The organism is Geodermatophilus tzadiensis (genome assembly GCF_003002915.1).
GTDB classification, from domain to species: domain Bacteria; phylum Actinomycetota; class Actinomycetes; order Mycobacteriales; family Geodermatophilaceae; genus Geodermatophilus; species Geodermatophilus tzadiensis.
The window spans coordinates 172,980-194,700 of record NZ_PVTG01000003.1 but is presented as its reverse complement, the minus strand read 5'-3'; the positions used below and the strand labels follow the sequence as shown (position 1 = coordinate 194,700).

At 73.7% G+C, this 21,721-nt stretch carries 20 protein-coding genes and 4 tRNA genes; 14 read left to right on the top strand and 10 right to left on the bottom strand.

Going from position 1 to position 21,721, the window contains the following annotated elements; all coding sequences use genetic code 11:
• Positions 1–95: 95 nt before the first annotated feature.
• Positions 96–1,007: an anti-sigma factor domain-containing protein gene (locus tag LY71_RS06135; protein ID WP_106276071.1), complete on the bottom strand. Its 912-nt coding sequence runs from the start codon at positions 1,005–1,007 to the stop codon at positions 96–98.
• Positions 1,004–1,657, bottom strand: a complete 654-nt coding sequence (locus LY71_RS06130; protein ID WP_245887705.1) for a sigma-70 family RNA polymerase sigma factor — start codon at positions 1,655–1,657, stop codon at positions 1,004–1,006. The genes LY71_RS06135 and LY71_RS06130 overlap by 4 nt, the downstream gene beginning before the upstream one ends.
• 139 nt (positions 1,658–1,796) lie before the next feature.
• On the opposite strand from LY71_RS06130, the gene LY71_RS06125 reads away from it, so the two are divergent.
• The 4 genes from LY71_RS06125 to LY71_RS06110 all read left to right on the top strand — a co-directional run bounded on the left by LY71_RS06125 (position 1,797) and on the right by LY71_RS06110 (position 2,614).
• Positions 1,797–2,243 (top strand): SsgA family sporulation/cell division regulator, encoded by a 447-nt coding sequence (locus tag LY71_RS06125; protein WP_106276069.1) that lies wholly within the window; start codon positions 1,797–1,799, stop codon positions 2,241–2,243.
• Between the two features lie 66 nt (positions 2,244–2,309).
• Positions 2,310–2,382, top strand: a tRNA-Gly gene (locus LY71_RS06120).
• Positions 2,383–2,425: 43 nt separating this feature from the next.
• Positions 2,426–2,496: transfer RNA gene (locus LY71_RS06115), tRNA-Cys, on the top strand.
• 46 nt (positions 2,497–2,542) lie between these two features.
• Positions 2,543–2,614: transfer RNA gene (locus LY71_RS06110), tRNA-Val, on the top strand.
• Positions 2,615–2,678: 64 nt separating this feature from the next.
• Here the strand turns inward: LY71_RS06110 and coaE are convergent.
• On the bottom strand, positions 2,679–3,275 hold the full coding sequence (gene coaE / locus LY71_RS06105) for a dephospho-CoA kinase (protein ID WP_106276068.1): 597 nt from the start codon (positions 3,273–3,275) through the stop codon (positions 2,679–2,681).
• A 159-nt stretch (positions 3,276–3,434) separates the two neighbouring features.
• Here coaE and LY71_RS06100 point away from each other — a divergent pair, with 159 nt between their 5' ends.
• Positions 3,435–3,704, top strand: a complete 270-nt coding sequence (locus LY71_RS06100; protein WP_106276067.1) for a hypothetical protein — start codon at positions 3,435–3,437, stop codon at positions 3,702–3,704.
• A 185-nt stretch (positions 3,705–3,889) separates the two neighbouring features.
• Here the strand turns inward: LY71_RS06100 and rpsA are convergent, their stop codons facing one another.
• Positions 3,890–5,365 carry a 30S ribosomal protein S1 gene (gene rpsA, locus LY71_RS06095; protein ID WP_106276066.1) on the bottom strand — a complete coding sequence of 492 codons (1,476 nt, stop codon included), beginning with the start codon at positions 5,363–5,365 and terminating at the stop codon, positions 3,890–3,892.
• Positions 5,366–5,579: 214 nt separating this feature from the next.
• Between rpsA and LY71_RS06090 the strand changes: the two genes are divergently transcribed.
• Positions 5,580–6,419, top strand: a complete 840-nt coding sequence (locus tag LY71_RS06090; RefSeq protein ID WP_106276065.1) for a class I SAM-dependent methyltransferase — start codon at positions 5,580–5,582, stop codon at positions 6,417–6,419.
• 36 nt (positions 6,420–6,455) lie between these two features.
• Here the strand turns inward: LY71_RS06090 and polA are convergent, their stop codons facing one another.
• Complete coding sequence (gene polA / locus LY71_RS06085) at positions 6,456–9,194, bottom strand: DNA polymerase I (RefSeq protein ID WP_106276064.1); 2,739 nt, start codon at positions 9,192–9,194, stop codon at positions 6,456–6,458.
• A 79-nt stretch (positions 9,195–9,273) separates the two neighbouring features.
• Here polA and LY71_RS06080 point away from each other — a divergent pair, with 79 nt between their 5' ends.
• Positions 9,274–9,672: a PaaI family thioesterase gene (locus LY71_RS06080; protein ID WP_106276063.1), complete on the top strand. Its 399-nt coding sequence runs from the start codon at positions 9,274–9,276 to the stop codon at positions 9,670–9,672.
• 10 nt (positions 9,673–9,682) lie between these two features.
• Here the strand turns inward: LY71_RS06080 and LY71_RS06075 are convergent, their stop codons facing one another.
• On the bottom strand, positions 9,683–10,324 hold the full coding sequence (locus LY71_RS06075) for a GNAT family N-acetyltransferase (protein ID WP_170121238.1): 642 nt from the start codon (positions 10,322–10,324) through the stop codon (positions 9,683–9,685).
• Between the two features lie 193 nt (positions 10,325–10,517).
• Between LY71_RS06075 and LY71_RS06070 the strand changes: the two genes are divergently transcribed.
• The 5 genes from LY71_RS06070 to LY71_RS06050 all read left to right on the top strand — a co-directional run bounded on the left by LY71_RS06070 (position 10,518) and on the right by LY71_RS06050 (position 15,205).
• Positions 10,518–11,855, top strand: coding sequence for a branched-chain amino acid ABC transporter permease (locus LY71_RS06070; protein WP_245887704.1), 1,338 nt, complete (start codon positions 10,518–10,520; stop codon positions 11,853–11,855).
• A gap of 3 nt (positions 11,856–11,858) precedes the next feature.
• On the top strand, positions 11,859–12,857 hold the full coding sequence (locus tag LY71_RS06065; protein ID WP_106276060.1) for a branched-chain amino acid ABC transporter permease: 999 nt from the start codon (positions 11,859–11,861) through the stop codon (positions 12,855–12,857).
• A complete protein-coding gene (locus tag LY71_RS06060; protein ID WP_106276059.1) occupies positions 12,847–13,863 on the top strand; it encodes an ABC transporter ATP-binding protein in 1,017 nt (338 codons plus the stop codon). Before LY71_RS06065 ends, LY71_RS06060 begins: the two co-directional genes overlap by 11 nt.
• Entirely contained in the window at positions 13,860–14,717 is an 858-nt protein-coding gene (locus tag LY71_RS06055) for an ABC transporter ATP-binding protein (RefSeq protein WP_211297167.1), read from the top strand. Before LY71_RS06060 ends, LY71_RS06055 begins: the two co-directional genes overlap by 4 nt.
• A 68-nt stretch (positions 14,718–14,785) precedes the next feature.
• Positions 14,786–15,205, top strand: coding sequence for a DUF7712 family protein (locus tag LY71_RS06050; protein ID WP_146146068.1), 420 nt, complete (start codon positions 14,786–14,788; stop codon positions 15,203–15,205).
• Positions 15,206–15,296: 91 nt separating this feature from the next.
• Here LY71_RS06050 and LY71_RS06045 read toward each other — a convergent pair whose 3' ends face one another.
• Entirely contained in the window at positions 15,297–16,634 is a 1,338-nt protein-coding gene (locus LY71_RS06045) for an ABC transporter substrate-binding protein (protein ID WP_106276057.1), read from the bottom strand.
• A gap of 161 nt (positions 16,635–16,795) precedes the next feature.
• Positions 16,796–17,401, bottom strand: a complete 606-nt coding sequence (locus LY71_RS06040) for an ANTAR domain-containing response regulator (RefSeq protein WP_106276056.1) — start codon at positions 17,399–17,401, stop codon at positions 16,796–16,798.
• Between the two features lie 85 nt (positions 17,402–17,486).
• Between LY71_RS06040 and LY71_RS06035 the strand changes: the two genes are divergently transcribed.
• A tRNA-Leu gene (locus LY71_RS06035) sits at positions 17,487–17,560 on the top strand.
• A gap of 214 nt (positions 17,561–17,774) precedes the next feature.
• On the top strand, positions 17,775–19,418 hold the full coding sequence (locus tag LY71_RS06030) for an aminotransferase class V-fold PLP-dependent enzyme (RefSeq protein ID WP_245887703.1): 1,644 nt from the start codon (positions 17,775–17,777) through the stop codon (positions 19,416–19,418).
• Here LY71_RS06030 and LY71_RS06025 read toward each other — a convergent pair.
• Positions 19,396–20,268, bottom strand: coding sequence for an acyl-CoA thioesterase (locus LY71_RS06025; RefSeq protein ID WP_245887702.1), 873 nt, complete (start codon positions 20,266–20,268; stop codon positions 19,396–19,398). The genes LY71_RS06030 and LY71_RS06025 overlap by 23 nt on opposite strands.
• Complete coding sequence (pyk, locus tag LY71_RS06020; protein WP_106276055.1) at positions 20,265–21,680, bottom strand: pyruvate kinase; 1,416 nt, start codon at positions 21,678–21,680, stop codon at positions 20,265–20,267. Before pyk ends, LY71_RS06025 begins: the two co-directional genes overlap by 4 nt.
• Between the last annotated feature and the right edge of the window lie 41 nt (positions 21,681–21,721).

The following is a 21,721-nucleotide window of genomic DNA, read 5'->3' as shown; positions in this document are numbered from 1 at the left end:
CAGGCTGTGGTGCCCGTCCTGGTCGAAGTGCGCCCGCCGCTCCTCCGCGGTGGGGCGGGCCCGCCGCTCCCGCGGGGGCGCCGTGTCCTGTCCGCTCAGCTGGTCACCTGCCCGCTCGCCACCACGTCCGACGGTTCCGCCGGAGCCTGCCGACCGGGCTCGATGCTGATGGCGTAGCCCTCGTAGTCGTCGAGACCGGTCGAGGCGGAGCCTACGGTCCGCAGGTCGGTCTGTGAGGAGACCACGTCGAAGGTGCCCAGCGGCACGGGGGTCTCCCCCGCCACGCCCCAGACCACGTACGTGCTGTCGCTGCTGTCGTTGACGGTCAGCCCGTCGGTGACCACCTGCAGCCGGCCGTCGCGGGCCACCACGGTGGCCACGGCCGCCCCGTCGTCGTCGACGACCGGCGCGATGGCCGCCCGCCCGGGCTGCAGCAGCGACTCGAGGACCTCGGCCTGCTCGGTGGCGAGCGACCGCGCGTCGTCGCGCGCCGCCCCGAGGACGACCACCCAGGTGCCCAGCGCCAGGATCGCGGCGACCGCCGCGGCCACCAGCGCGTTGGGCAGCACCCGCCGCCACGCCGTCCGCTCGGCCTCCGCGGCCGCCGGGGCGTGGCCGGGGAACCCGGTGGCCACCGGCGGCGGGTCGGTGCGGCGGCGCCCGCCGGGCCGGCCGGCAGCGGGCGCGGCCGGCACGGAGGGGCCGTCCCCGGCGACGGCGGCGCCGGCGACGGCGTCCCCGACGGCGCTGGGCGGGGGCGGCAGCTGCTCGGTGCGCTCCACCGCGGCGCGCAGCCGGTCGCGGAGGTCGTCGGAGGGCTCGGCCGGCGGCAGGTCGCCGGCCATCGCCGCCATCACCTCGGAGGTCTCGGCGACGGTGCGGGCGCAGCGCGGGCAGCCGGGCAGGTGCGCGCCGAAGACGGCCTCGTCCTCGGGCTCGAGGGCGTGCAGCGCCCAGCCGACGGCGAGCTCGTCGAAGATCTCGTGCGGGTCGGGGCGGGTGCTCACCGGGCGGCGCCCCCGTCCACTGCCGCGGGGCCGCTCAGCGCGCCCCCGGCGCTCGCGCCGGCCACGACGCCCAGCTCCTCCTTCAGCCGGCGCATCCCGGCCAGCATGCGGGTCTTGACCGTGCCCAGCGGGGCGCGGGTGAGGGCGGCGACCTCCCGCTGCGTGTAGCCGCCGTAGTAGGCCAGCGTCAGGGCCTCCCGCTGCGCGTCGGGCAGCGCGCTCAGCGCGGTGCGCACCCGCTCGGAGACCACCCGCGCCCAGGCCTCGTCCTCGACGTCCCGCGCGCTGGTCGGCGCGGTCAGGGCCAGGTCGTCCTCGGCGCGGGACTGCCGCCGCCGGTGGGACTCCTCGCGGCGGACCGCGTCGACCGCCTTGTGGTGGACCATCGCCATGAACCAGGAGGAGAAGCTGCCCCGGGAGCGGTCGTAGGCGTACGGGTCGCGCCACACGGTGAGGAACACGTCCTGGACGACGTCCTCGGCCAGCGTGTCCTCGGCGAGGATCCGCCGGGCCAGCGCGAAGGCGGGACGGCGGAACCGCTCGTACAGGTCGTCGACGGCACCCCGGTCACCGGCGCGCACGCGCGAGACGAGGTCCGCGTCACCGGAGTCGCCCTCCGGACGTCGTGCCGGACGCGTCACGGCTCCCATGGTCACACGTCACGTTCGACAGGCACACTGATCCCGGTTCACCACGCCGTAGAACGGGTAGCGGACGGACACCCGGTCGGATGACACGTCCGGGCTCCGGGATGCGCATCATCCCGGCGTGCCGGTCGTTGGAGAGGTCATGTCGCAGCACGCTTCCCCCGGGTACTCGGTCCCCACGACGTTGCACCTGGTCGGCCCGACGTCGTGGACGGAGGTCCCGGCGGTCCTCACCTACGAGGCGCGCGACCCGTTCGCCGTCCGCATCGGTTTCGGGGAGGCCGGGGACCCCGACGACGGGATCACCTGGCTGCTCAGCCGCGAGCTGCTCGTGGCCGGGCTGGACCGCCCCGCCGGCGAGGGCGACGTCCGGCTGTGGCCGGCGCGCACCAGCGGTGACGTGCTCTACCTGCACCTGCGCGCGCCCTCGGGCGAGGCGCTGTTCGAGCTGTCGCGGGCGACGGTCGCCGCCTTCCTGCTGCAGACCGAGGCGCTGGTGCCCACCGGCCAGGAGACCGCGGCCCTCGACGTGGACCAGGAGCTGGCCGTCCTGCTGTCCGGCGGCGGCGCCGACCCCGCGACCGGCTGACCGCCGGGGACCCCCCGTGGGACCTCCTCGCGGGGTCGGGTATGGTTCTCCCCGTACGACAGCAACGCGGACGTGGCTCAGTTGGTAGAGCATCACCTTGCCAAGGTGAGGGTCGCGGGTTCGAATCCCGTCGTCCGCTCGGGACCTCGGGCGCTGGTCGCGAGACCGGCGCCCGTGTGTGCGGTGGAGTGGCCGAGAGGCGAGGCAACGGCCTGCAAAGCCGTCTACACGGGTTCAAATCCCGTCTCCACCTCGCCTCCGCGCCGAGGGTGGAGCGGGCCGGTCGGCAGACCGGACTCGGGCGATTGGCTCAGTGGTAGAGCGCTACCTTGACACGGTAGAGGTCACTGGTTCGAACCCAGTATCGCCCACCGCAGCAGGGCCCCAGGTCGACGACCTGGGGCCCTGCGCGTTCCCGGGGTCGGCCCCTGCCGATCAGGGCGTCCGCGGTGCCACCCGCTCGGCCCAGAAGCGCTCCACCTGCCCGGCCAGCGCGTCGGGGTCGCCGCTGTTGTCCAGCACGACGTCGGCCACGGCCCGGCGCTGCTCGTCGGTGGCCTGGGCGGCGATCCGCGCGCGGGCGTCGTCCTCCCCCAGCCCGCGCTGCGCCAGCCGCGCCACCCGGGTCTCCAGGTCGGCCTCGACGACGAGCACGAGGTCGTACTGGCCGGCTTGGCCGGTCTCGACGAGCAGGGGCACGTCCTGGACGACGACGGCGTCCGGGGCGGCCCGCGCGACGACCTCCTGCGCCCGGGCGCGCACCAGCGGGTGCACGATGCCGTCGAGACGGGCCCGGGCCTCGGGGTCGGCGAAGACGACCGACGCCAGCGCCGCCCGGTCCAGCGCGCCGTCCGGGGTCAGCACCCCCGGGCCGAAGGCACCGACGACGGCGGCCAGGCCCGGCGTGCCCGGCTCGACGACCTCGCGGGCGATCCGGTCGGCGTCGACGACCACCGCCCCGCGGGCCGCCAGGAGCGCGGCGACCGTGCTCTTGCCCGAGCCGATCCCGCCGGTCAGTCCGATGCGCAGCATGCACGGACCGTAACCAGCACACGGGGCGCGGTCACGGACGGGTAACACCCGCCCGACCCGCCCGGCGCGTCGCACCAGTCACACGCGTCACTCCTCATAACGTCCGCCCCGTCGGTTCCCCACGGAGGGGGACGCAGCCGAGAGAGGCAGGCACTGACGATGTCGCAGTCCCGCACCGCCGTCGCGACGGTCTCCGCGGCCCCCCGCACCCCGGGCCGGCACCGGGTCGAGCGCGCCGGCGGCGTCCGGGTGGCCGACCTGCCCGCCGTCCGCGAGCGCCTGGCTGCGCGCGGGGTCACCACCTCTCGGCGCTCCGCCTTCCTGCGGTGGCTGTTCGACGCCGCCCCGGCCGGCCGGCACACCTGGCAGGCGCTGACCGCCGCCGGCGGCCGGCCGCGCACCGCCTTCGCCATCATCCTGAGCCTCTGAGCTCCTGAGCCGGGCTCGGCCCGCCCGGACGGGGAAGCCGGGCGGGCCGATGCCCTCCACCGCCGGTGCCGCGCCCCCACTGACGCCTCGTGCCCCGCGACCGACCGCGGACACGACAGAGGCCCAGGACCTCACGGGTCCTGGGCCTCTGTCGTCGATCGGACCGTCAGGCGACGGTCAGCAGGTCACTCCCCGCCGGCGAGCTTGGCCCGCAGCGCGGCGAGCGCCTCGTCGCTGGCGAGCGTGCCGCCACCACCGGTCGCGGTGTCGCCACCGGTCGCGGTGTCACCGCCGGAGGAGTAGTTGCCCCCGGCAGCGGCCTCGGCGTCGGCCTCGCGGGCCGCGGCGATCTGCTTGCGGTGCGCCTCGAAGCGGGCCTGGGCCTCGGCGTACTGCCGCTCCCAGGTCTCGCGGGCCTCGTCGTAGCCCTCGAGCCACTCCCCGGTCTCCGGGTCGAAGCCCTCGGGGTAGATGTAGTTGCCCTGCTCGTCGTACGAGGCGGCCATGCCGTAGGCGGCGGGGTCGAACTGCTCCTCGTCGCCGATGACGCCCTCGTTGGCCTGCTTGAGCGACAGCGAGATGCGGCGCCGGTCGAGGTCGATGTCGATGACCTTGACCAGGATCTCGTCGCCGACCTGCACGACCTGCTCGGGGATCTCCACGTGGCGCTCGGCCAGCTCGGAGATGTGCACCAGGCCCTCGATGCCCTCGTCGACCCGGACGAACGCGCCGAAGGGCACCAGCTTGGTGACCTTGCCGGGCACGACCTGGCCGATCTGGTGGGTGCGGGCGAACTGACGCCACGGGTCCTCCTGCGTCGCCTTCAGCGACAGGGAGACCCGCTCGCGGTCGAGGTCGACGTCGAGGACCTCGACGGTGACCTCCTGGCCCACCTCGACGACCTCGGAGGGGTGGTCGATGTGCTTCCAGGACAGCTCGGAGACGTGCACGAGGCCGTCCACGCCGCCCAGGTCGACGAACGCGCCGAAGTTGACGATCGAGGAGACGACGCCGGTGCGCACCTGGCCGCGGGCGAGCTTGTTGAGGAACTCGCTGCGGACCTCGGACTGCGTCTGCTCCAGCCACTGCCGGCGGGAGAGGACGACGTTGTTCCGGTTCTTGTCGAGCTCGATGATCTTCGCCTCGAGCTCGCGGCCCACGTAGGGCTGCAGGTCGCGGACGCGGCGCATCTCGACCAGCGAGGCGGGGAGGAACCCGCGCAGGCCGATGTCGAGGATGAGACCGCCCTTGACGACCTCGATGACGGTGCCGGTGACGACCTCGTCGGCTTCCTTCTTCGCCTCGATCGTGCCCCAGGCGCGCTCGTACTGGGCGCGCTTCTTGGACAGGATCAGGCGGCCTTCCTTGTCCTCCTTCTGGAGGACGAGGGCTTCCACCTCGTCGCCGACGGTGACGACCTCGTGGGGGTCGACGTCGTGCTTGATGGACAGCTCGCGCGAGGGGATGACGCCCTCGGTCTTGTAGCCGATGTCCAGCAGCACCTCGTCCCGGTCGACCTTGACGATCACGCCTTCGACGATGTCGCCGTCGTTGAAGTACTTGATGGTCTGGTCGATCGCGGCGAGGAAGTCCTCGGCGGTGCCGATGTCGTTCACCGCGATCTGGGGGGTGCTGTCAGGACGGACCTGGGTGGAGGTCATGTGGTCGAGTGCTCCGGACGGGGGGATGCGTAGGGACAGGACACCGCGGCCGGGTGACCGCGGGAGCGGGGGAAGCCGGCACGCGCCGACCCCTTGCGGAGCACAGCACTGACAGACCTCTGGCGCGCTCCCCATGGTACGGACGCGGGCGCGCGCGGGTCCACCTGGGTCGACACCCGCCAGGACCGCCGCGGCGTGTCACCATCGGCGTGTCATGAGCCCGCCGACCGCGCTGCCGCTGGGCCCCGACGGCTACCCCGCCGCCGGCGGCGTCGAGCGGCGCCCCGCGGGCCCCGAGGAGTCGGCGCGGGCCAACCGCGGCTGGTGGGACGCCGCGGCGCCGGCCTACCTCGCCGAGCACGGCGCCGACCTCGGCGACGTGGACTTCCTGTGGTGCCCCGAGGGGCTGCGCGAGGCCGACGCGCACCTGCTCGGCGACGTCGCCGGGCGCCGGGTGCTGGAGGTCGGCTGCGGCTCGGCGCCCTGCGCGCGGTGGCTGCGCCGGGCGGGGGCCGACGTCCTCGCGCTCGACGTGTCCGCCGGCATGCTGGCCCGGGCCGCCGAGCTCAACCGCGCCACCGGCCTGCCCGTCCCGCTGCTGCAGGCCGACGTCGGGGCGCTGCCGCTGGCCGACGCGTCGGTCGACGTCGTCTGCTCGGCGTTCGGCGGGCTGCCGTTCGTCGCCGACGTCGAGGGGGCGCTGGCCGAGGTGGCGCGGGTGCTGCGGCCGGGCGGGCGTGTCGCGGCGTCGGTCAACCACCCGTTCCGCTGGCCGCTGCCCGACTCCCCCGACCCCGACGACCTGCGGGTGGTGTCCTCCTACTTCGACCGGCGGCCCTACGTGGAGACCGACGGCGCGGGGCGGACCGTCTACGTCGAGCACCACCGCACGGTGGGCGACTGGGTGCGCGCGGTCGTCGGCGCCGGTCTGGTGCTCGACGACCTGGTCGAGCCCGAGTGGACACCCGGCCGCACCGAGGTGTGGGGACAGTGGTCCCCGGAGCGGGGCGCGCTCGTCCCCGGCACCCTGGTCCTGGTGGCGCACCGACCCTGACTCTCGACCTGAGCTCGAGGGCAGGGTGGCCCGCTGCTAGTGGGCGGCGGCGTCCCAGCTGGCGCCGTAGCCGACCGAGACCTCCAGGGGCACCGACAGCTGGGCGGCGCCGGCCATCTCCCGGCGCACCAGCGCCTCGAGCGCGGCCCGCTCCCCCGGCGCCACCTCGAGCACGAGCTCGTCGTGCACCTGCAGCAGCACCCGGGAGGACAGGCCCTCGGCGGTGATCGCCCGGTCGACGCCGAGCATCGCCACCTTGATGACGTCGGCGGCCGACCCCTGGATGGGGGCGTTGAGGGCCATCCGCTCGGCCATCTGCCGCCGCTGCCCGTTGTCGCTGGTCAGGTCGGGCAGGTAGCGGCGGCGGCCCAGCGTCGTCTCGGTGTAGCCGGTCTGGCGGGCGTCGTCGACGACGCCGTCGAGGTACTCGCGGATCCCGCCGAAGCGCTCGAAGTAGGCGTGCATCTGCTCGCGCGCCTCCTCGGTGGAGATGCGCAGCTGCTGGGCCAGGCCGTAGGCGGAGAGCCCGTAGGCCAGGCCGTAGCTCATCGCCTTGATCCGGCGGCGCATCTCCGGGTCGACGTCCTCGATCGGGATGTCGTAGGCCCGGGACGCGACGAAGGAGTGCAGGTCCTCCCCCGACGTGAAGGCCTCGATGAGCCCCTCGTCGCCGGACAGGTGGGCCATGATCCGCATCTCGATCTGGCTGTAGTCGGCGGTCATCAGCGACTCGAAGCCCTGGCCGACCACGAACGCCTGGCGGATCCGCCGGCCCTCGGCGGTGCGGATCGGGATGTTCTGCAGGTTCGGGTCGGTGGAGGACAACCGGCCGGTGGCGGCGATCGTCTGCTGGTAGGTGGTGTGGATGCGGCCGACGTCGTCGACCATCGGGATCAGGCCGTCGAGAACCGTGCGCAGCCGGGTGACGTCGCGGTGGCGCAGCAGGTGCTCGAGGAACGGGTGCCCGGTCTGCGCCAGCAGGTAGGTCAGCGCGTCGGCGTCGGTGGTGTAGCCGCTCTTGATCTTCTTGGTCTTCGGCAGGCCCAGCTCGTCGAACAGCACCGCCTGCAGCTGCTTGGGCGAGCCCAGGTTGATCTCGTGCCCGATGACGGCGTAGGCCTCGGCGGCCGCGGCGGCCACGCCCTCGGCGAACTCGCGCTGCAGCTCGTGCAGCAGGTCGGTGTCGACGGCGATGCCGGTGCGCTCCAGGCCGGCGAGCACGCGGGTGAGCGGCAGCTCGATCTCGCCGAGCAGGGAGTCGCCGCCGCGCTGCCCGAGCACCTGCTCGAGGGCGTCGGAGAGGTCGTTGACCGCGACGGCCTTGAGCACGTCGGCGTGCGCGGCCTCGGCGGCGAGGTCGGCCTCGCTCGGGCCCATCCCGTCGAGGGTGAGCTGGCTGTCGGGGGCGGCGGTGTCCTTGAGCTCGCGGCGCAGGTAGCGCACCGCCAGGTCACCCAGGTCGAAGGACCGCTGGCCGGGCAGCGCCAGGTAGGCGGCCAGCGCCGTGTCGCTCACCAGGCCCTGCAGGTCCCAGCCGCGCGCCCACACCGCCAGCAGCGGGCCCTTGACGTCGTGGGCGACCTTCTCCGTGGCCGGGTCGGCCAGCCAGTCGGCCAGCGCCCGCTCGTCGGCGGCGTCGAGGTCGGGGCCGGCGTCGACGAAGACGGCGTGGTCGTCGGCGGCGGCCAGCGCCAGGCCGGTCAGCTCGCCGGTGCCCCGCCCCCAGGTGCCGCGGAAGACCACGCCGGTGCGCCCGGTGCGGGCGTGCGCGTCCAGCCACGCGGCCAGCTCCCCGGCGGGGACGTCGTCGGCGGTGACGTCGAAGCCGCCCTCGACCTCGGGCTCGGCGCTGGTCAGCGTGGCGAACAGCCGGTCGCGCAGCACCCGGAACTGCAGGTTGTCGAAGAGGGTGTGCACCTCGTTGCGGTCCCAGGGGCGCACGGCGAGGTCCTGCGGGCCCACCTCGAGGGGCACCTGCCGGTCGAGCTCGGTGAGCCGGCGGTTCTGCAGCACCGAGGACAGGTGCTCGCGCAGCTTCTCGCCGACCTTGCCCTTCACCGTGTCGACCCGGTCGACGAGCTCGTCGAGGGAGCCGTACTCGCGGACCCACTTGGCCGCGGTCTTCTCCCCCACGCTCGGGATGCTGGGCAGGTTGTCGCTCGGGTCGCCCCGCAGCGCCGCGAAGTCGGGGTACTGGCGCGGTGTCAGCCCGTACCGGGCCTCGACCTCCTCCGGGGTGAACCGGGTCAGGTCGGAGACGCCCTTGCGCGGGTAGAGCACGGTGACGTGCTCGTCCACCAGCTGCAGCGCGTCCCGGTCGCCGGTGCAGATGAGCACGTCCATGCCCTGCTCGACGGCCTGCACGGTGAGCGTGGCGATGACGTCGTCGGCCTCGAAGCCCTCCGCGGTGACCACCGGGACGTGCAGCGCGCCCAGCACCTCCTGGATGAGGCTGACCTGGCCGCGGAAGTCGGTCGGGCTCTCGGTGCGGTTGGCCTTGTACTCCGCGTAGATCTCGCTGCGGAAGGTCTTGCGGCCGACGTCGAAGGCGACCGCCAGGTGCGTGGGCTGCTCGTCGCGCAGCACGTTGATCAGCATCGACGTGAAGCCGTAGACGGCGTTGGTCGGCTGGCCCGTCGTGGTGGAGAAGTTCTCCACCGGCAGGGCGAAGAAGGCGCGGTAGGCCAGCGAGTGCCCGTCGAGGAGCAGCAGCCGCGGCCGCGTCCCGGGACTCGAGGGGGCGGTGGGCGCGGGGGTGGTCACCGGTGCGGACATCGCCGCGATCCTAGTTCCGGGCGCCGACGGTCAGGGCCCGCGCCGGGGGTCACCGCCGGCGCTGGTTACCGTGCCCGGTGTGACGACGTCTCCTCCGGACTGGCTGCCGGCGGTGGCCCGCAGCCCGCTCGACGACAAGCTGGGCATCGAGATCGTCGACTACTCCCCCGACCGGCTGGTGGCGACGATGCCGGTCGCGGGCAACGAGCAGCCCTACGGCCTGCTGCACGGGGGCGCCACCTGCGCGCTGGTGGAGTCCCTGGGGTCCTGGGCGGCCGTGATCGGGGCCGGCCCGGGCCGGCGGGTCGTGGGCGTGGAGCTCAACGCCAGCTACCTGCGGGCGGCCACCGCGGGCACGGTGACCGCCGTGTGCACGCCGGTGCGCCGCGGCCGGACGCTGTCGACCTTCCTCGTCGAGGTCACCGACGACCGGGGGCGGACGACGGCCAGCGCCCGGCTGACCTGCGCGATCCTCTAGCGCCCCCGGGTCAGCCCTCGGCCACCGCGCCGTAGGGGACCAGGCCGCGCGGGACCGGACGGCGGCGCGGCACCGGCCGCCGCGGCACCGGCACCCCGCCGCGCTGCCAGGCGGCCAGCGACCGCAGCAGCGTCTCCCGCGGCACGATCCGCCGGGTGGTCAGCGGCGCGAACCCCATCCGCGCGAAGAACCGCTGCCGCTCGGCCTCGTGCCCCCCGACCGCGGCCACGACGTGCTCGGCGCCCACGTCGCCGGCGTGCGCGGCGGCCGCGGCCAGCAGCGCCGCCCCGACCCCGCGCCGCCGGTGGTCCCGGTGCACGACGAGGTTGTCGACGGTCACCTGGGGGACGCCGAGCAGCGCGGAGAGCGGGTCGAGCCCGAGCACCGCCAGGCCGACGGCGACCTCCCCGGCCGACCCGCTGCCGTCCCGCGCGTTCGCGCCGGGCAGCACGGCCAGGACGACGACGTGCGCGGGGTCGGCCAGCAGCCGGCGGAAGCCCGCGGCGGCCGCGGCGCCGGGCGTCTGCCCGGTGAGGACGCCCTCGGCGTGCGCCTCGACGCGGTGCTGGCGCACGAGCGCCAGGACGGCGGGCAGGTCGCCCGGACGTGCCGTGCGCGTGACCACGCCGGACCGCTGACCGGTACCTGACACGGTGTCCTCCCCTTGGACGGTGCCGCGAGCCTGCACCCACGACGACCGCGCGCCGCTGCGACGCGCCGGTCGCGCGCACACGGGCGGTCACCCGCGCGTGTCGCGCTTCGGTCACAGGTGGGCGACGAGGGAACGGCAAGGCGACGCCGCTGGGTTACCGTCCGGACTCCACTGCCACGACCAGGGAGGTTGTGTGAGGCACCCGTCAGCCCGTGCCGGGCGGACCAGGGACGCCCGGGGCGCGATCCGCTCCGGCCCCGGGACGGCCGCCAGCCGGGTGCTGCTCCGGCTCCTGCTGGTCCTCGTCGCCGCGTGCGGCCTGGCCGTCCTCGTCCCCGGCACCGCCGGCGCCGAGGGCGAGCAGGTCATCGGCACCCTGCAGACCAGCCGCAGCGGCCCCATCGAGGGCATCGAGGTCACCGTCACCACCGCCGACGGCGACGACGTCGACACCGCCGAGACCGACGACGAGGGCCGCTTCGCCGTCGACCTCCCCGGTCCCGGCCAGTACGTCGTCTCCATCGACGCCGACTCGCTCCCCGACGGCGTGGTCATCACCGGGGAGGACAGCCGCACGATCACCGTCGACGCCGGACGGCGCCAGCCGGTGCAGTTCGGCCTCAACGACGGCAGCACCGGGTCCGGCGGCGGCAACGTCCGCGCCATCCAGCTGTTCGTCGACGGCCTGCGCTTCGGCCTGCTCATCGCGATCTCCGCGGTCGGCCTGTCGCTGATCTTCGGCACCACCGGCCTGACCAACTTCGCGCACGGCGAGCTGGTGACCATCGGCGCGCTGTTCGCCTGGTGGGTCAACGTCGGCCTGGGCGTGCCGATCATCCCGGCCGCGATCATCGCCATGATCGGCGGCGCGGCCTTCGGCGCCCTCAACGAACTCGGCCTGTGGCGGCCGCTGCGCCGTCGTGGCACCGGCCTGGTCGCCGCGCTGGTCGTCTCGATCGGCCTGTCGCTGCTGCTGCGCTACCTCATCCAGATCCTCTACGGCGGTGACTCCAACCCCTACACGGGCCTGGGCGCCTCGCGGGCGGTCGACTACGGCCTGTTCCGCCTGACCAACCAGTCCCTGGTGTCGATCGTCATCTCGGTCGTCGTCCTGGTGCTGGTGGCCGTGATGCTGCAGCGCACGAAGATCGGCAAGGCCATGCGCGCGGTCGCCGACAACCGCGACCTGGCCGCCTCGTCGGGCATCAACGTCAACCGGGTGATCCTGGTCGTCTGGATGATGGGCGGCTCGCTCGCGGCCCTGGGCGGCGTGCTGCTCGGGCTGTCCGACCAGGTCCGCTGGGACATGGGCTTCCAGCTGCTGCTGCTGATGTTCGCCGGCGTCACGCTCGGCGGCCTGGGCACGGCCTACGGCGCCCTGGTGGGCAGCGTCATCGTCGGCGTCTTCGTGCAGATGTCGACGCTGGTCATCCCGAACGACGTCAAGTACGTCGGCGGGCTGCTGCTCCTCATCGTCATCCTCGTCATCCGGCCCCAGGGGATCCTGGGCAGCCGCGCACGGATCGGCTGAGCCATGGGCGACCTCATCAACGCGCTCGCCGTCGCCGGCAAGTCGGCGCTCGGCTTCCAGGCGGTGTTCTTCGCGCTGCTGGCCATCGGCCTCAACGTGCACTTCGGCTACACCGGCCTGCTGAACTTCGGCCAGATCGGCTTCGCCCTGCTCGGCGGGTTCGGCATCGCCATCTCGGTGAGCCAGTGGGGCCTGAACTTCTGGGTCGGCGTGCTCGTCGGCCTGGGCGCGGCCGTCGTCCTGGCGCTGCTGCTGGGCCTGCCGACCCTGCGGCTGCGGGCGGACTACCTCGCCATCGCGACCATCGCGACGGCGGAGGGACTGAGACTGCTCTTCCGGTCGGTGTCGGCCAGCGGGGTCACCGGCGGCACGCGGGGCCTGTCCGCCTTCAACGGCGACTTCGTCTCCCTCGCGCCGTGGGACACCGGTCAGCGGTACTCGATCCTGGGCACCCGGTGGAGCGGCGGCGAGCTGTGGGTGGCGCTGGTCGGCTGGGTGCTGGTGGCGCTGCTGTGCCTGCTCGTGTGGCTGCTCGTGCGCAGTCCGTGGGGCCGGGTGCTCAAGGCCATCCGCGAGGACGAGGACGCCGTCCGCGCGCTGGGCAAGAACGTCTACCTCTACAAGATGCAGTCGCTGGTGCTCGGCGGCGTCATCGGCGCCCTCGGTGGGATGGTGTACGTGGTGGGCACCGGCGCGGCGAACCCCGACCAGTTCCAGAACGCCAACACGTTCCTCGCCTACGCCGTGCTCATCCTGGGCGGCGCCGCCCGCGTCCTCGGCCCGGTGGTGGGCGCGGTCATCCTGCTGTTCGTGATCCAGTTCGCCGACACCGGTCTGCGGGCACTGATCAGCAACGGGATCATCCCCGAGGGACTGCTCTCCGCCACCGACGTGGCGCAGATCCGCTTCGTCCTGGTGGGGCTGGGCCTGATGCTGCTGCTCGTCTTCCGGCCGCAGGGCATCTTCGGCGACCGACGAGAGGTGATGCTCGATGCCCGCTGAGAACACCCCCACCGGCGCGCACGCCGCGTCGCTGGGCAAGGGCTCCCCGGCCGGCGGCCGCGCGCCCCAGCGGCTGGCCCAGGCCGCGCTGCGCGACGTGCCGTGGGAGGTCGGCGTCGCCAAGCCCGACCCGGCGATCGTCGTCGAGAACGTCACCCGCACCTTCGGCGGCCTGACCGCGGTGTCGGTCGACCGCCTGGAGGTCCAGCGCGGCGGCATCACCGGCCTGATCGGGCCCAACGGCGCCGGCAAGACGACGCTGTTCAACCTGCTCACCGGGTTCGACCAGCCCAACACCGGGACCTGGTCGTTCGACGGGCGCCCGCTGGGCAAGCTGGCGCCGCACCAGGTGGCCCGGCTCGGCGTCGTCCGCACCTTCCAGCTCACCAAGGCGCTCTCGCGCCTCACGGTGCTGGAGAACATGCTGCTCGGCGCCCAGGGGCAGCGGGGCGAGAGCTTCCTGCGCGCCCTGGTGCCCGGCACCTGGCGGTCGCAGGAGAAGGCGAACACCGAGAAGGCGCTGGACCTGCTGCGGCGGTTCAAGCTCGACGCCAAGAAGGACGAGTTCGCCGGCACCCTCTCCGGCGGTCAGCGCAAGCTCCTGGAGATGGCGCGGGCGCTGATGAGCGACCCGCAGGTCGTCATGCTCGACGAGCCGATGGCCGGCGTGAACCCGGCGCTCACCCAGAGCCTGCTCGGCCACGTCAAGGACCTCCGCGAGGAGGGCATGACGGTGATCTTCGTCGAGCACGACATGGACGTCGTCCGCGACATCAGCGACTGGGTCGTCGTCATGGCCGCCGGCCGGGTGATCGCCGAGGGCCCGCCGGAGTCGATCAGCCAGAACCAGGCCGTCGTCGACGCCTACCTCGGCGCGCACCACGACGCGCCGCTCACCGTCGAGGAGGAGGACCAGGTCCTCGCCGAGGCCGAGCGGCGGATCGCGCACGAGGAGAACGGTGAGGTCATCGACTCCGACACCACCACCCGGGGAGAGGGACGATGAGCGAGCCGCTGTTCGAGGTCGACGAGTCCGGCGAGGACGTCACCCGCGCCGACGAGGCGGCCGCCGGGAGCGCCGAGCTCTCCCCGGCGGAGAAGGCCGCCACCCGGGAGGAGCACCTGCGCCTGGCCGAGGGCGCCCTGGTGCGCGCCGACGACCTGGTCGCCGGCTACGTGCCCGGCGTCAACATCCTGCGCGGGTGCGACTTCTACCTGCAGGAGGGCGAGCTCGTCGGCATCATCGGCCCGAACGGGGCCGGGAAGTCGACGCTGCTCAAGACCCTCTTCGGGCTCATCCCCGTGCGCTCGGGGCAGGTGTCGCTGCGGGGTGAGGACATCACCTCCGCCCCGGCGCACCGGCTGGTCTCGCTCGGTGTGGGCTACGTGCCGCAGAACAACAACGTGTTCCCCTCGCTGACCATCGAGGAGAACATGCAGATGGGCGTCTACCTGCGGTCGAAGACGTTCAAGGACCGCTTCGACTACGTCGTCGACCTCTTCCCGCTGCTCGGCGAGCGGCGCAAGGGCAAGGCCGGGTCGCTGTCGGGCGGCGAGCGGCAGATGGTGGCCATGGGCCGGGCGCTCATGATGGACCCGTCGGTGCTGCTGCTCGACGAGCCCTCGGCCGGTCTGTCGCCGGCCTACCAGGACGAGGTGTTCATCCGCTGCCGCCGGATCAACGCCACCGGCGTCTCGATCATCATGGTCGAGCAGAACGCCCGCCGCTGCCTGCAGATCTGCGACCGCGGCTACGTCCTCGACCAGGGCCGCAACGCCTACACCGACACCGGCCGCTCGCTGATGACCGACCCGAAGGTCATCGAGCTCTACCTGGGGACCCTCGCCAAGGCGCAGTGACCCCCTGACGGCACCGGAGGCCGGCGTCCCCCAGGGGCGCCGGCCTCCGTGCTGGGTAGCCCGGGGAGGTGAACTGGACATGGGACCTCCGGGCCTCCGACGGCGGGATGAACGGCCTGGACTTCTGCCGGGCGCTGACGGCCGGGGGCTTCTCGCGCGTGCTGGTGCACGCCGCCCCCGCCCGCCTCACCGTGCGCGTGACCGCTGACGACGACACCGTGGTCGCACGCGGCGAGGCCGACCGGGACGGCGACTACTCCCCCGTCACGCTGCTCGAGCTCACCGACGGCCGACCGCGCCGCACCGAGGTGTGGCCCGACGAGAGCCACGTGGGCCTGCCCGTGCTGCTGCCCGGTGGTGAGGTGGGCGTGCTGCTGCGCTGGGAGCACGCGCCCGACCGGACCTGGTGGCGCTGGGCGGTGGAGTTCTCCAACCACCGCGGCCGCCCGGCCGACTGGGCGCCGGAGGGCCAGCGCCTGCGGCGCTGACACGACAGCGGCCCGGCACCCGCGAGGGGTACCGGGCCGCTGCCCGAGAGGAGGACCACATCAGCGCTGTGCCGTCACAGCGCCTGCCAGCTCAGCGCTGCGGGCCGATGCCGTTCTCGTTGAGCCCCTGGATGATGCGCGAGGACTCGTTGAACCCGATGACGACGATGCCGTCGGGGTTGAGGTCCACCATCTGCTGGACCTCCGCGTCGAAGTTCGCCGCGTTGGGGTCGTAGATCACGTTCACGACCTGGTCCTCGCTCAGACCGCCGGCGAGCAGGTTCTCGCGGGTGTTCTCCGCGAGGCCGTTCCCGTAGGAGTCGTTGCGGGCGAGGATGCCGATGGTGTTGTTGCCGTCGGCGGCGAGCAGGTCGGCCAGGGCGCGGGCCTGCAGCACGTCCGGCGGGGCGGTGCGGAAGTACAGCCCGTTGTCGTTGTACGTCGTGAACTGGTCCGACGTGTTGGCGGGGCTGATCTGCATGACGCCGGCCGCGGTGATCCGGTCGATCACGTTGAGGCTGACGGTCGAGGACGCCGCACCGACGATCGCGTTGACGCCGGCCTGCAGCAGGCGGTCGACGGTCTGCGTGGCGGTGTCGGTCGTCGCGTCGCCCGAGTCACCCTCCTCGAGGCGGACCTCCTGGCCGAGGACGCCACCGGCGGCGTTGATCTCCTGGACGGCCAGGCGGGCGCCGGCGACCTCCGGGGGGCCGAGGAAGGCGAGGTCGCCGGTCAGCGGCAGCAGGGTGCCGACGACGAGCTGCTCACCGGTGGTGCCGGGAGCCGCGGGCGCCGGGCCCTCGTCGGTGGTGGCGTTGGCCTCGTCGCCGGCCAGGACGAACTCGGTCTGCGAGTCGTCGATGGCGTTGTCGTCGCCGAACTGCTGGATGCCGAAGCTCGCCGCGGCGGGCTCACCGGCGTCCACGAAGGCCAGCGGGCCGCTGATGCCGTCGTAGTCGGGGTTGCCCCCGGCGTTGACGATGTCGATGCAGGCCTGGAAGGTGTCGCACTTCTCGCCACCGGTGGTGGTGCCGTTGACGTAGGCCTTGAAGACGTTGGCGTCGTTGGTGCCGGCCAGCTGGGCGGCCAGGGCGGTGATGACGATGGCGTCGTAGGTCTCGCCCGCGTAGTTGAACGTGTTGCCCAGGTTCGGGTCGACCTGGAGGAGGCGGTCGGTGAAGTCCCCGGACAGCTCGGTGAGCGGCAGGGTGCCCTTCATGCCGGCCAGGGCGCCCTGCTCCTCGAAGTCCTCGCCGAGGGTGGAGCCCATGTTGCCGTCGGTGCCGTAGATGTTGACCTGCTTCTCGCCGCCACCAGAGGCGTCGCCGCCCGACTCGCTGCCGCCGTCGTCCCCGCCACCGCACGCGGTGAGGGCGACGAGCGCGGCTGAGGTGACGGCGATGCTGCGGGCGTAGGTACGCGTGCGCATCCAGCAACTCCCAGTTGTCGTACGTCGGTCCGCGGCCGGGCGTGAGGGCCCGGCCCCGTCAGTCCGCAGACGCTAACTGCTGCCCACTGCCGCGGAGCCGGACAGCCGGAACCGTGACGAGGTCGTGACCTCGCCCGATCCGGTCGGGTGACCGCCGTCGCTCAGGAGGGTGCACCGTCCGCGGGCACGGGTGCGTCGGGCGACAGGATCCGCTCGGCGAGGGCCTTCATCGACGTCCGCTCGTTCATCGCGGTGCGCTGGATGAAGCGGAAGGCCTCGGCCTCGGTCATGCCCTCGCGGCTCATCAGCACGCCCTTGGCCTTCTCCACGACCTTGCGCGTCTCCAGCCGCTCCTCGAGGGTGCGCACCTCGCCGTCGAGCGCGGCGATCTCGGTGAACCGGGCGCGGGCCACCTCGATGGCCGGCACGAGGTCGTTCTTGGAGAACGGCTTGACCAGGTAGGCCATGGCACCGGCGTCGCGGGCCCGCTCGACCAGCTCGCGCTGGCTGAAGGCGGTCAGCACGATCACCGGGGCGATGCGCGAGGCGGCGATCTGCTCGGCGGCGGCCAGGCCGTCGAGGACCGGCATCTGGATGTCGAGGATGACCAGGTCGGGCGAGAGCTCCCGGGCCCGGTCGACGGCGGTCTGCCCGTCACCGGCCTCGGCGACGACGACGTACCCCTCCTCCTCGAGCATCTCCTTGAGGTCGAGGCGGATGAGTGCCTCGTCCTCGGCGATGAGGACCCGGGTCGGCTCGCTGCTCACGGGCGCAGAGCCTAGCGATGACGGGCGGTGGCGGCGTCCCGGTTAGGCTGCTGGCGCCGTGACCTCGGTCGCGGTGAGGTGACCGGCCCCCGTACCCCAATCGGCAGAGGGAGCGGACTCAAAACCCGCGCAGTGTGCGTTCGAGTCGCACCGGGGGCACTCTGCTCATCGTCGGCCTACCGGCCGACACCGCGGCCAGGAGCCGTCCCCGGCCTGCGTGGAGCTCACCCCGGCACTCGTCGCGGAGGCCTCCGGCCCCGACTCCTCGCACCGCCTCGCGGGGCGGCTTGCGTCCCAGCGTCGTCGTCCTGCGTCGCCTCGCTCCTCACGGACCCCTCCGGGGCCCGTTCGTCGCGGGCAATACGGTGACGGGGTGAGCGAGCCCGTGCCCCACATGACCCCCGAGCAGTTCCGGCAGCACGGTCACGAGGTGGTCGACTGGATCGCCGACTACTGGTCGCGCCTGGAGTCCTTCCCGGTGCGCTCGCGGGTCTCCCCCGGCGACGTCCGGGCCGCGCTGCCGCCGTCGGCACCCGAGCAGGGCGAGCCGTTCTCCGCCGTCCTGGCCGACCTCGACCGCGTCGTCCTGCCGGGGGTCACCCACTGGCAGCACCCCGGGTTCCTCGCCTACTTCCCGGCCAACACCTCCGGGCCGTCCGTGCTCGGCGACCTGCTCTCGGCGGGCCTGGGCGTGCAGGGCATGTCGTGGGTGACCAGCCCGGCGGCGACCGAGCTCGAGCAGCACGTCCTCGACTGGCTCGCCGACCTGCTGGGCCTGCCCGCCGCCTACCGGTCCACGGGCACCGGCGGCGGCGTCGTCCAGGACTCCAGCTCCGGGGCCAACCTCGTGGCGCTGCTCGCGGCGCTGCACCGGGCCAGCGGCGGCGGCACCGTGCGGCACGGCGTCCGGCCCGAGGAGTACACCGTCTACGTCTCCTCGGAGACGCACTCGTCGATGGAGAAGGCCGCGCGCATCGCCGGCCTGGGCACCGACGCGGTGCGGGTCGTGGAGGTCGACGGCGACCTCGCGATGCGCCCGCAGGCCCTGCGGGCCCGGGTGGAGCGCGACGTCGCCCGCGGGTTCCGCCCGGTGCTGGTCTGCGCCACGGTCGGGACGACGTCGACCACCGCCGTCGACCCGCTCGCCGAGCTCGGCCCGATCTGCCGCGACCACGGGGTGTGGCTGCACGTGGACGCCGCCTACGCGGGCGTGGCCGCCGTCGCCCCCGAGCTGCGCGCGCTGCAGGCCGGCGTCGAGTGGGCCGACAGCTACACCACCGACGCGCACAAGTGGCTGCTCACCGGCTTCGACGCCACCCTCTTCTGGGTCGCCGACCGCGCCGCGCTCACCGGCGCGCTGGCGATCCTGCCCGAGTACCTGCGCAACGCCGCCACCGACGCGGGCGCGGTCGTCGACTACCGCGACTGGCAGGTCGAGCTCGGCCGCCGCTTCCGCGCGCTCAAGCTGTGGGCGGTGTTGCGCTGGTACGGCGCGGAGGGGCTGCGGGCGCACGTGCGCTCCGGGGTGGCACTGGCGCAGGAGCTGGCCGCCTGGGCCGACGCCGACGACCGCTTCGACGTCGTCACACCGCACCCGCTGTCGCTGGTCTGCCTGCAGCCGCGGTGGCCGGCCGACGTGGACTCCGACGTCGCCACCATGACGCTGCTCGAGCGGCTCAACGACGGCGGCGAGGTCTACCTGACCCACACCGGCGTGCGCGGCCGGGTGGTGCTGCGGGTGGCCATCGGCGCGCCGACGACGACGCGGGCGCACGTCGAGCGCGCCTGGGCGCTGCTGTGCGAGGGACACGACTGGCTGGCCGCCGACTTCGCCGAGCAGGCCGCCGAGCGCGCCCGGGCCGAGGCCGAGCGCAAGGCCGAGGCGGAGCGGGAGGCCGAGGCCGGACGCCGGGCGGCGGAGGCCCGGCGTCAGGCGGCGGAGGCCGAGCGCCGGGCCGCGGAGCAGCAGGCGGCGGAGGCCGAGCGGGAGCCGGTCACTCCCCCAGTGACCGGATGAGCCCCTCCTGGGCGACCGTGGCCACGTGCGTGCCGTCGGCCGTCCAGATGCTGCCGAAGCACAGCGCGCGGCCGGAGGAGGCCGCCGGGCTGTCGGTCTCGTAGAGGAACCACTCGTCGGCGCGCACCGGCGCGTGGAACCACACGGCGTGGTCGAGGCTGGCGCCGACGTAGCGGCCGCCCCAGCCGCCGCCGACCCGCGCCAGGCCGGCCGACAGCAGGGTGAGGTCGGTGACGAAGGTCAGCGCCGCGGCGTGCACGGCGGGGTCCTCCGGCAACCTGCCGGCCACCCGGAACCACGCGTGCGACTGGGTGTCCGGCGGCGACTTGGGGTCCGGCGCGAACGGGTCGGCCAGCGGGCGCTGCTCCACCGCGCGGCTGATCTCCAGGGCCGGCGCCGCGAGGTCGCCGTGGCCGGCCGCGTGGTCGGCCAGCGACCGCAGCTCATCCGGGCCGGGGACCTCCGGCATGGGTCGGGCGTGCGCGACGACGGCGTGCTCGCCGCCGTGGAAGTCGGCGGTCAGCGCGAAGACGGCGACGTCCTCCCCCTTGCGGCGCTGGCAGGCGATCACCCGGCGGGTGGAGAACGACCGGCCGTCGCGGATCCGCTCGACCCGGTAGCGCAGCTCCTCGTGCGGGTCCCCGGGCCGCAGGAAGTAGGCGTGCAGCGAGTGCACCCCGCGCTCCCCCGGCACGGTCAGCCCGGCCGCCATGAGCGCCTGCCCGGCGACCTGCCCGCCGAAGATGCGCTGCAGGCGGGTGCTGGGCGTGCGGCCGACGAAGACGTCGGGGTCCCGCTCCTCGAGGCCGAGGACGGTCATGAGGGCGGCGGCCTGGTCGCCACCGCTCACGAGTCGGTCCCCACCTCGTGGACGCGGATGAGGTTGGTCGACCCGGGGGTGTTGGGCGGGCTGCCCGCGACGACGACGACGCGGTCGCCCTCGCGGAGCCGGCCGATGGACAGCAGGGAGAAGTCGACCTGGCGGACCATGTCGTCGGTGTGCTGCACCGAGGGCACGAGGAAGGTCTCCACGCCCCAGGACAGCGCCAGCTGGCTGCGGACCCGCGGGTCGACGGTGAAGGCCAGCAGCGGCTGCCGGGGATGCAGCGCGGCCAGCCGGCGGGCGCTGTCGCCGGTCTGGGTGAACGTCGCGAGTGCCTTGACGCCCATCGCCTCGGCGATGTCGCGGGCGGCGCGCACGATCGCCCCGGAGCGGGAGCGCGACTTGCGGTGCAGGTCGGGCACCCACGCCTCGTCGCTCTCGACGGCGTCGATGATCCGCTCCATCGTGCGGACGGCGCCGATGGCGTAGCGCCCCACCGACGTCTCCCCCGACAGCATCACCGCGTCGGCGCCGTCGAGGACGGCGTTGGCGACGTCGGAGGCCTCGGCGCGGGTGGGCCGCGAGTTCTCGATCATCGACTCGAGCATCTGGGTGGCCACGATGACCGGCTTGTTGCGCTCGCGGGCGGCCTGCACGGCGCGCTTCTGCACCAGCGGCACGGTCTCGAGGGGCAGCTCCACGCCGAGGTCGCCGCGGGCCACCATGATCCCGTCGAAGGCCTCGACGATCGCCTCCAGGTTCTCCACCGCCTCGGGCTTCTCCAGCTTGGCGATGACCGGGACGCTGATGTCCTCCTGGCGCATGATGTCGCGCACCAGCTCGACGTCGGCCGGGGAGCGGACGAACGACAGGGCGATGAAGTCGACCGAGAGGTGCAGGGCGAAGCGCAGGTCCTCCTCGTCCTTGTCCGACAGCGCGGGGACGCTCACCGCGACACCGGGCAGCGACAGACCCTTGTTGTTCGACACCTGGCCGCCCTCGACCACCAGGCACCACACGTCGGGGCCGTCGACGTTGACCACGGACAGCGCCAGCTTGCCGTCGTCGACCAGCAGCCGGTCGCCCACGCGGGCGTCGGCGGCCAGGCCCTTGTAGGTGGTCGAGACCCGCTCGGCGGTGCCCTCGACGTCGTCGACGGTGATGCACACCCGGCTGCCGGTCTCCCAGGTGACCGGGCCGTCGGCGAAGGTGCCGAGACGGATCTTGGGGCCCTGCAGGTCGGCCAGGACGGCGACGGCGTGGCCGGTCCGGTCGGAGGCCTGGCGCACCTTGAGGTAGGAGGCCTCGTGGTCGGCGTGCGACCCGTGGCTGAAGTTGAGCCGGGCGACGTCCATGCCCGACTCGACGAGGGCGGTGATCTGCTCGAGGGAGCTGGTGGCCGGGCCCAGGGTGCAGACGATCTTCGCGCGGCGGGACATGGGGAGAACGCTAGTGGTCGCCCCTGTGGGCCCGTGGAACG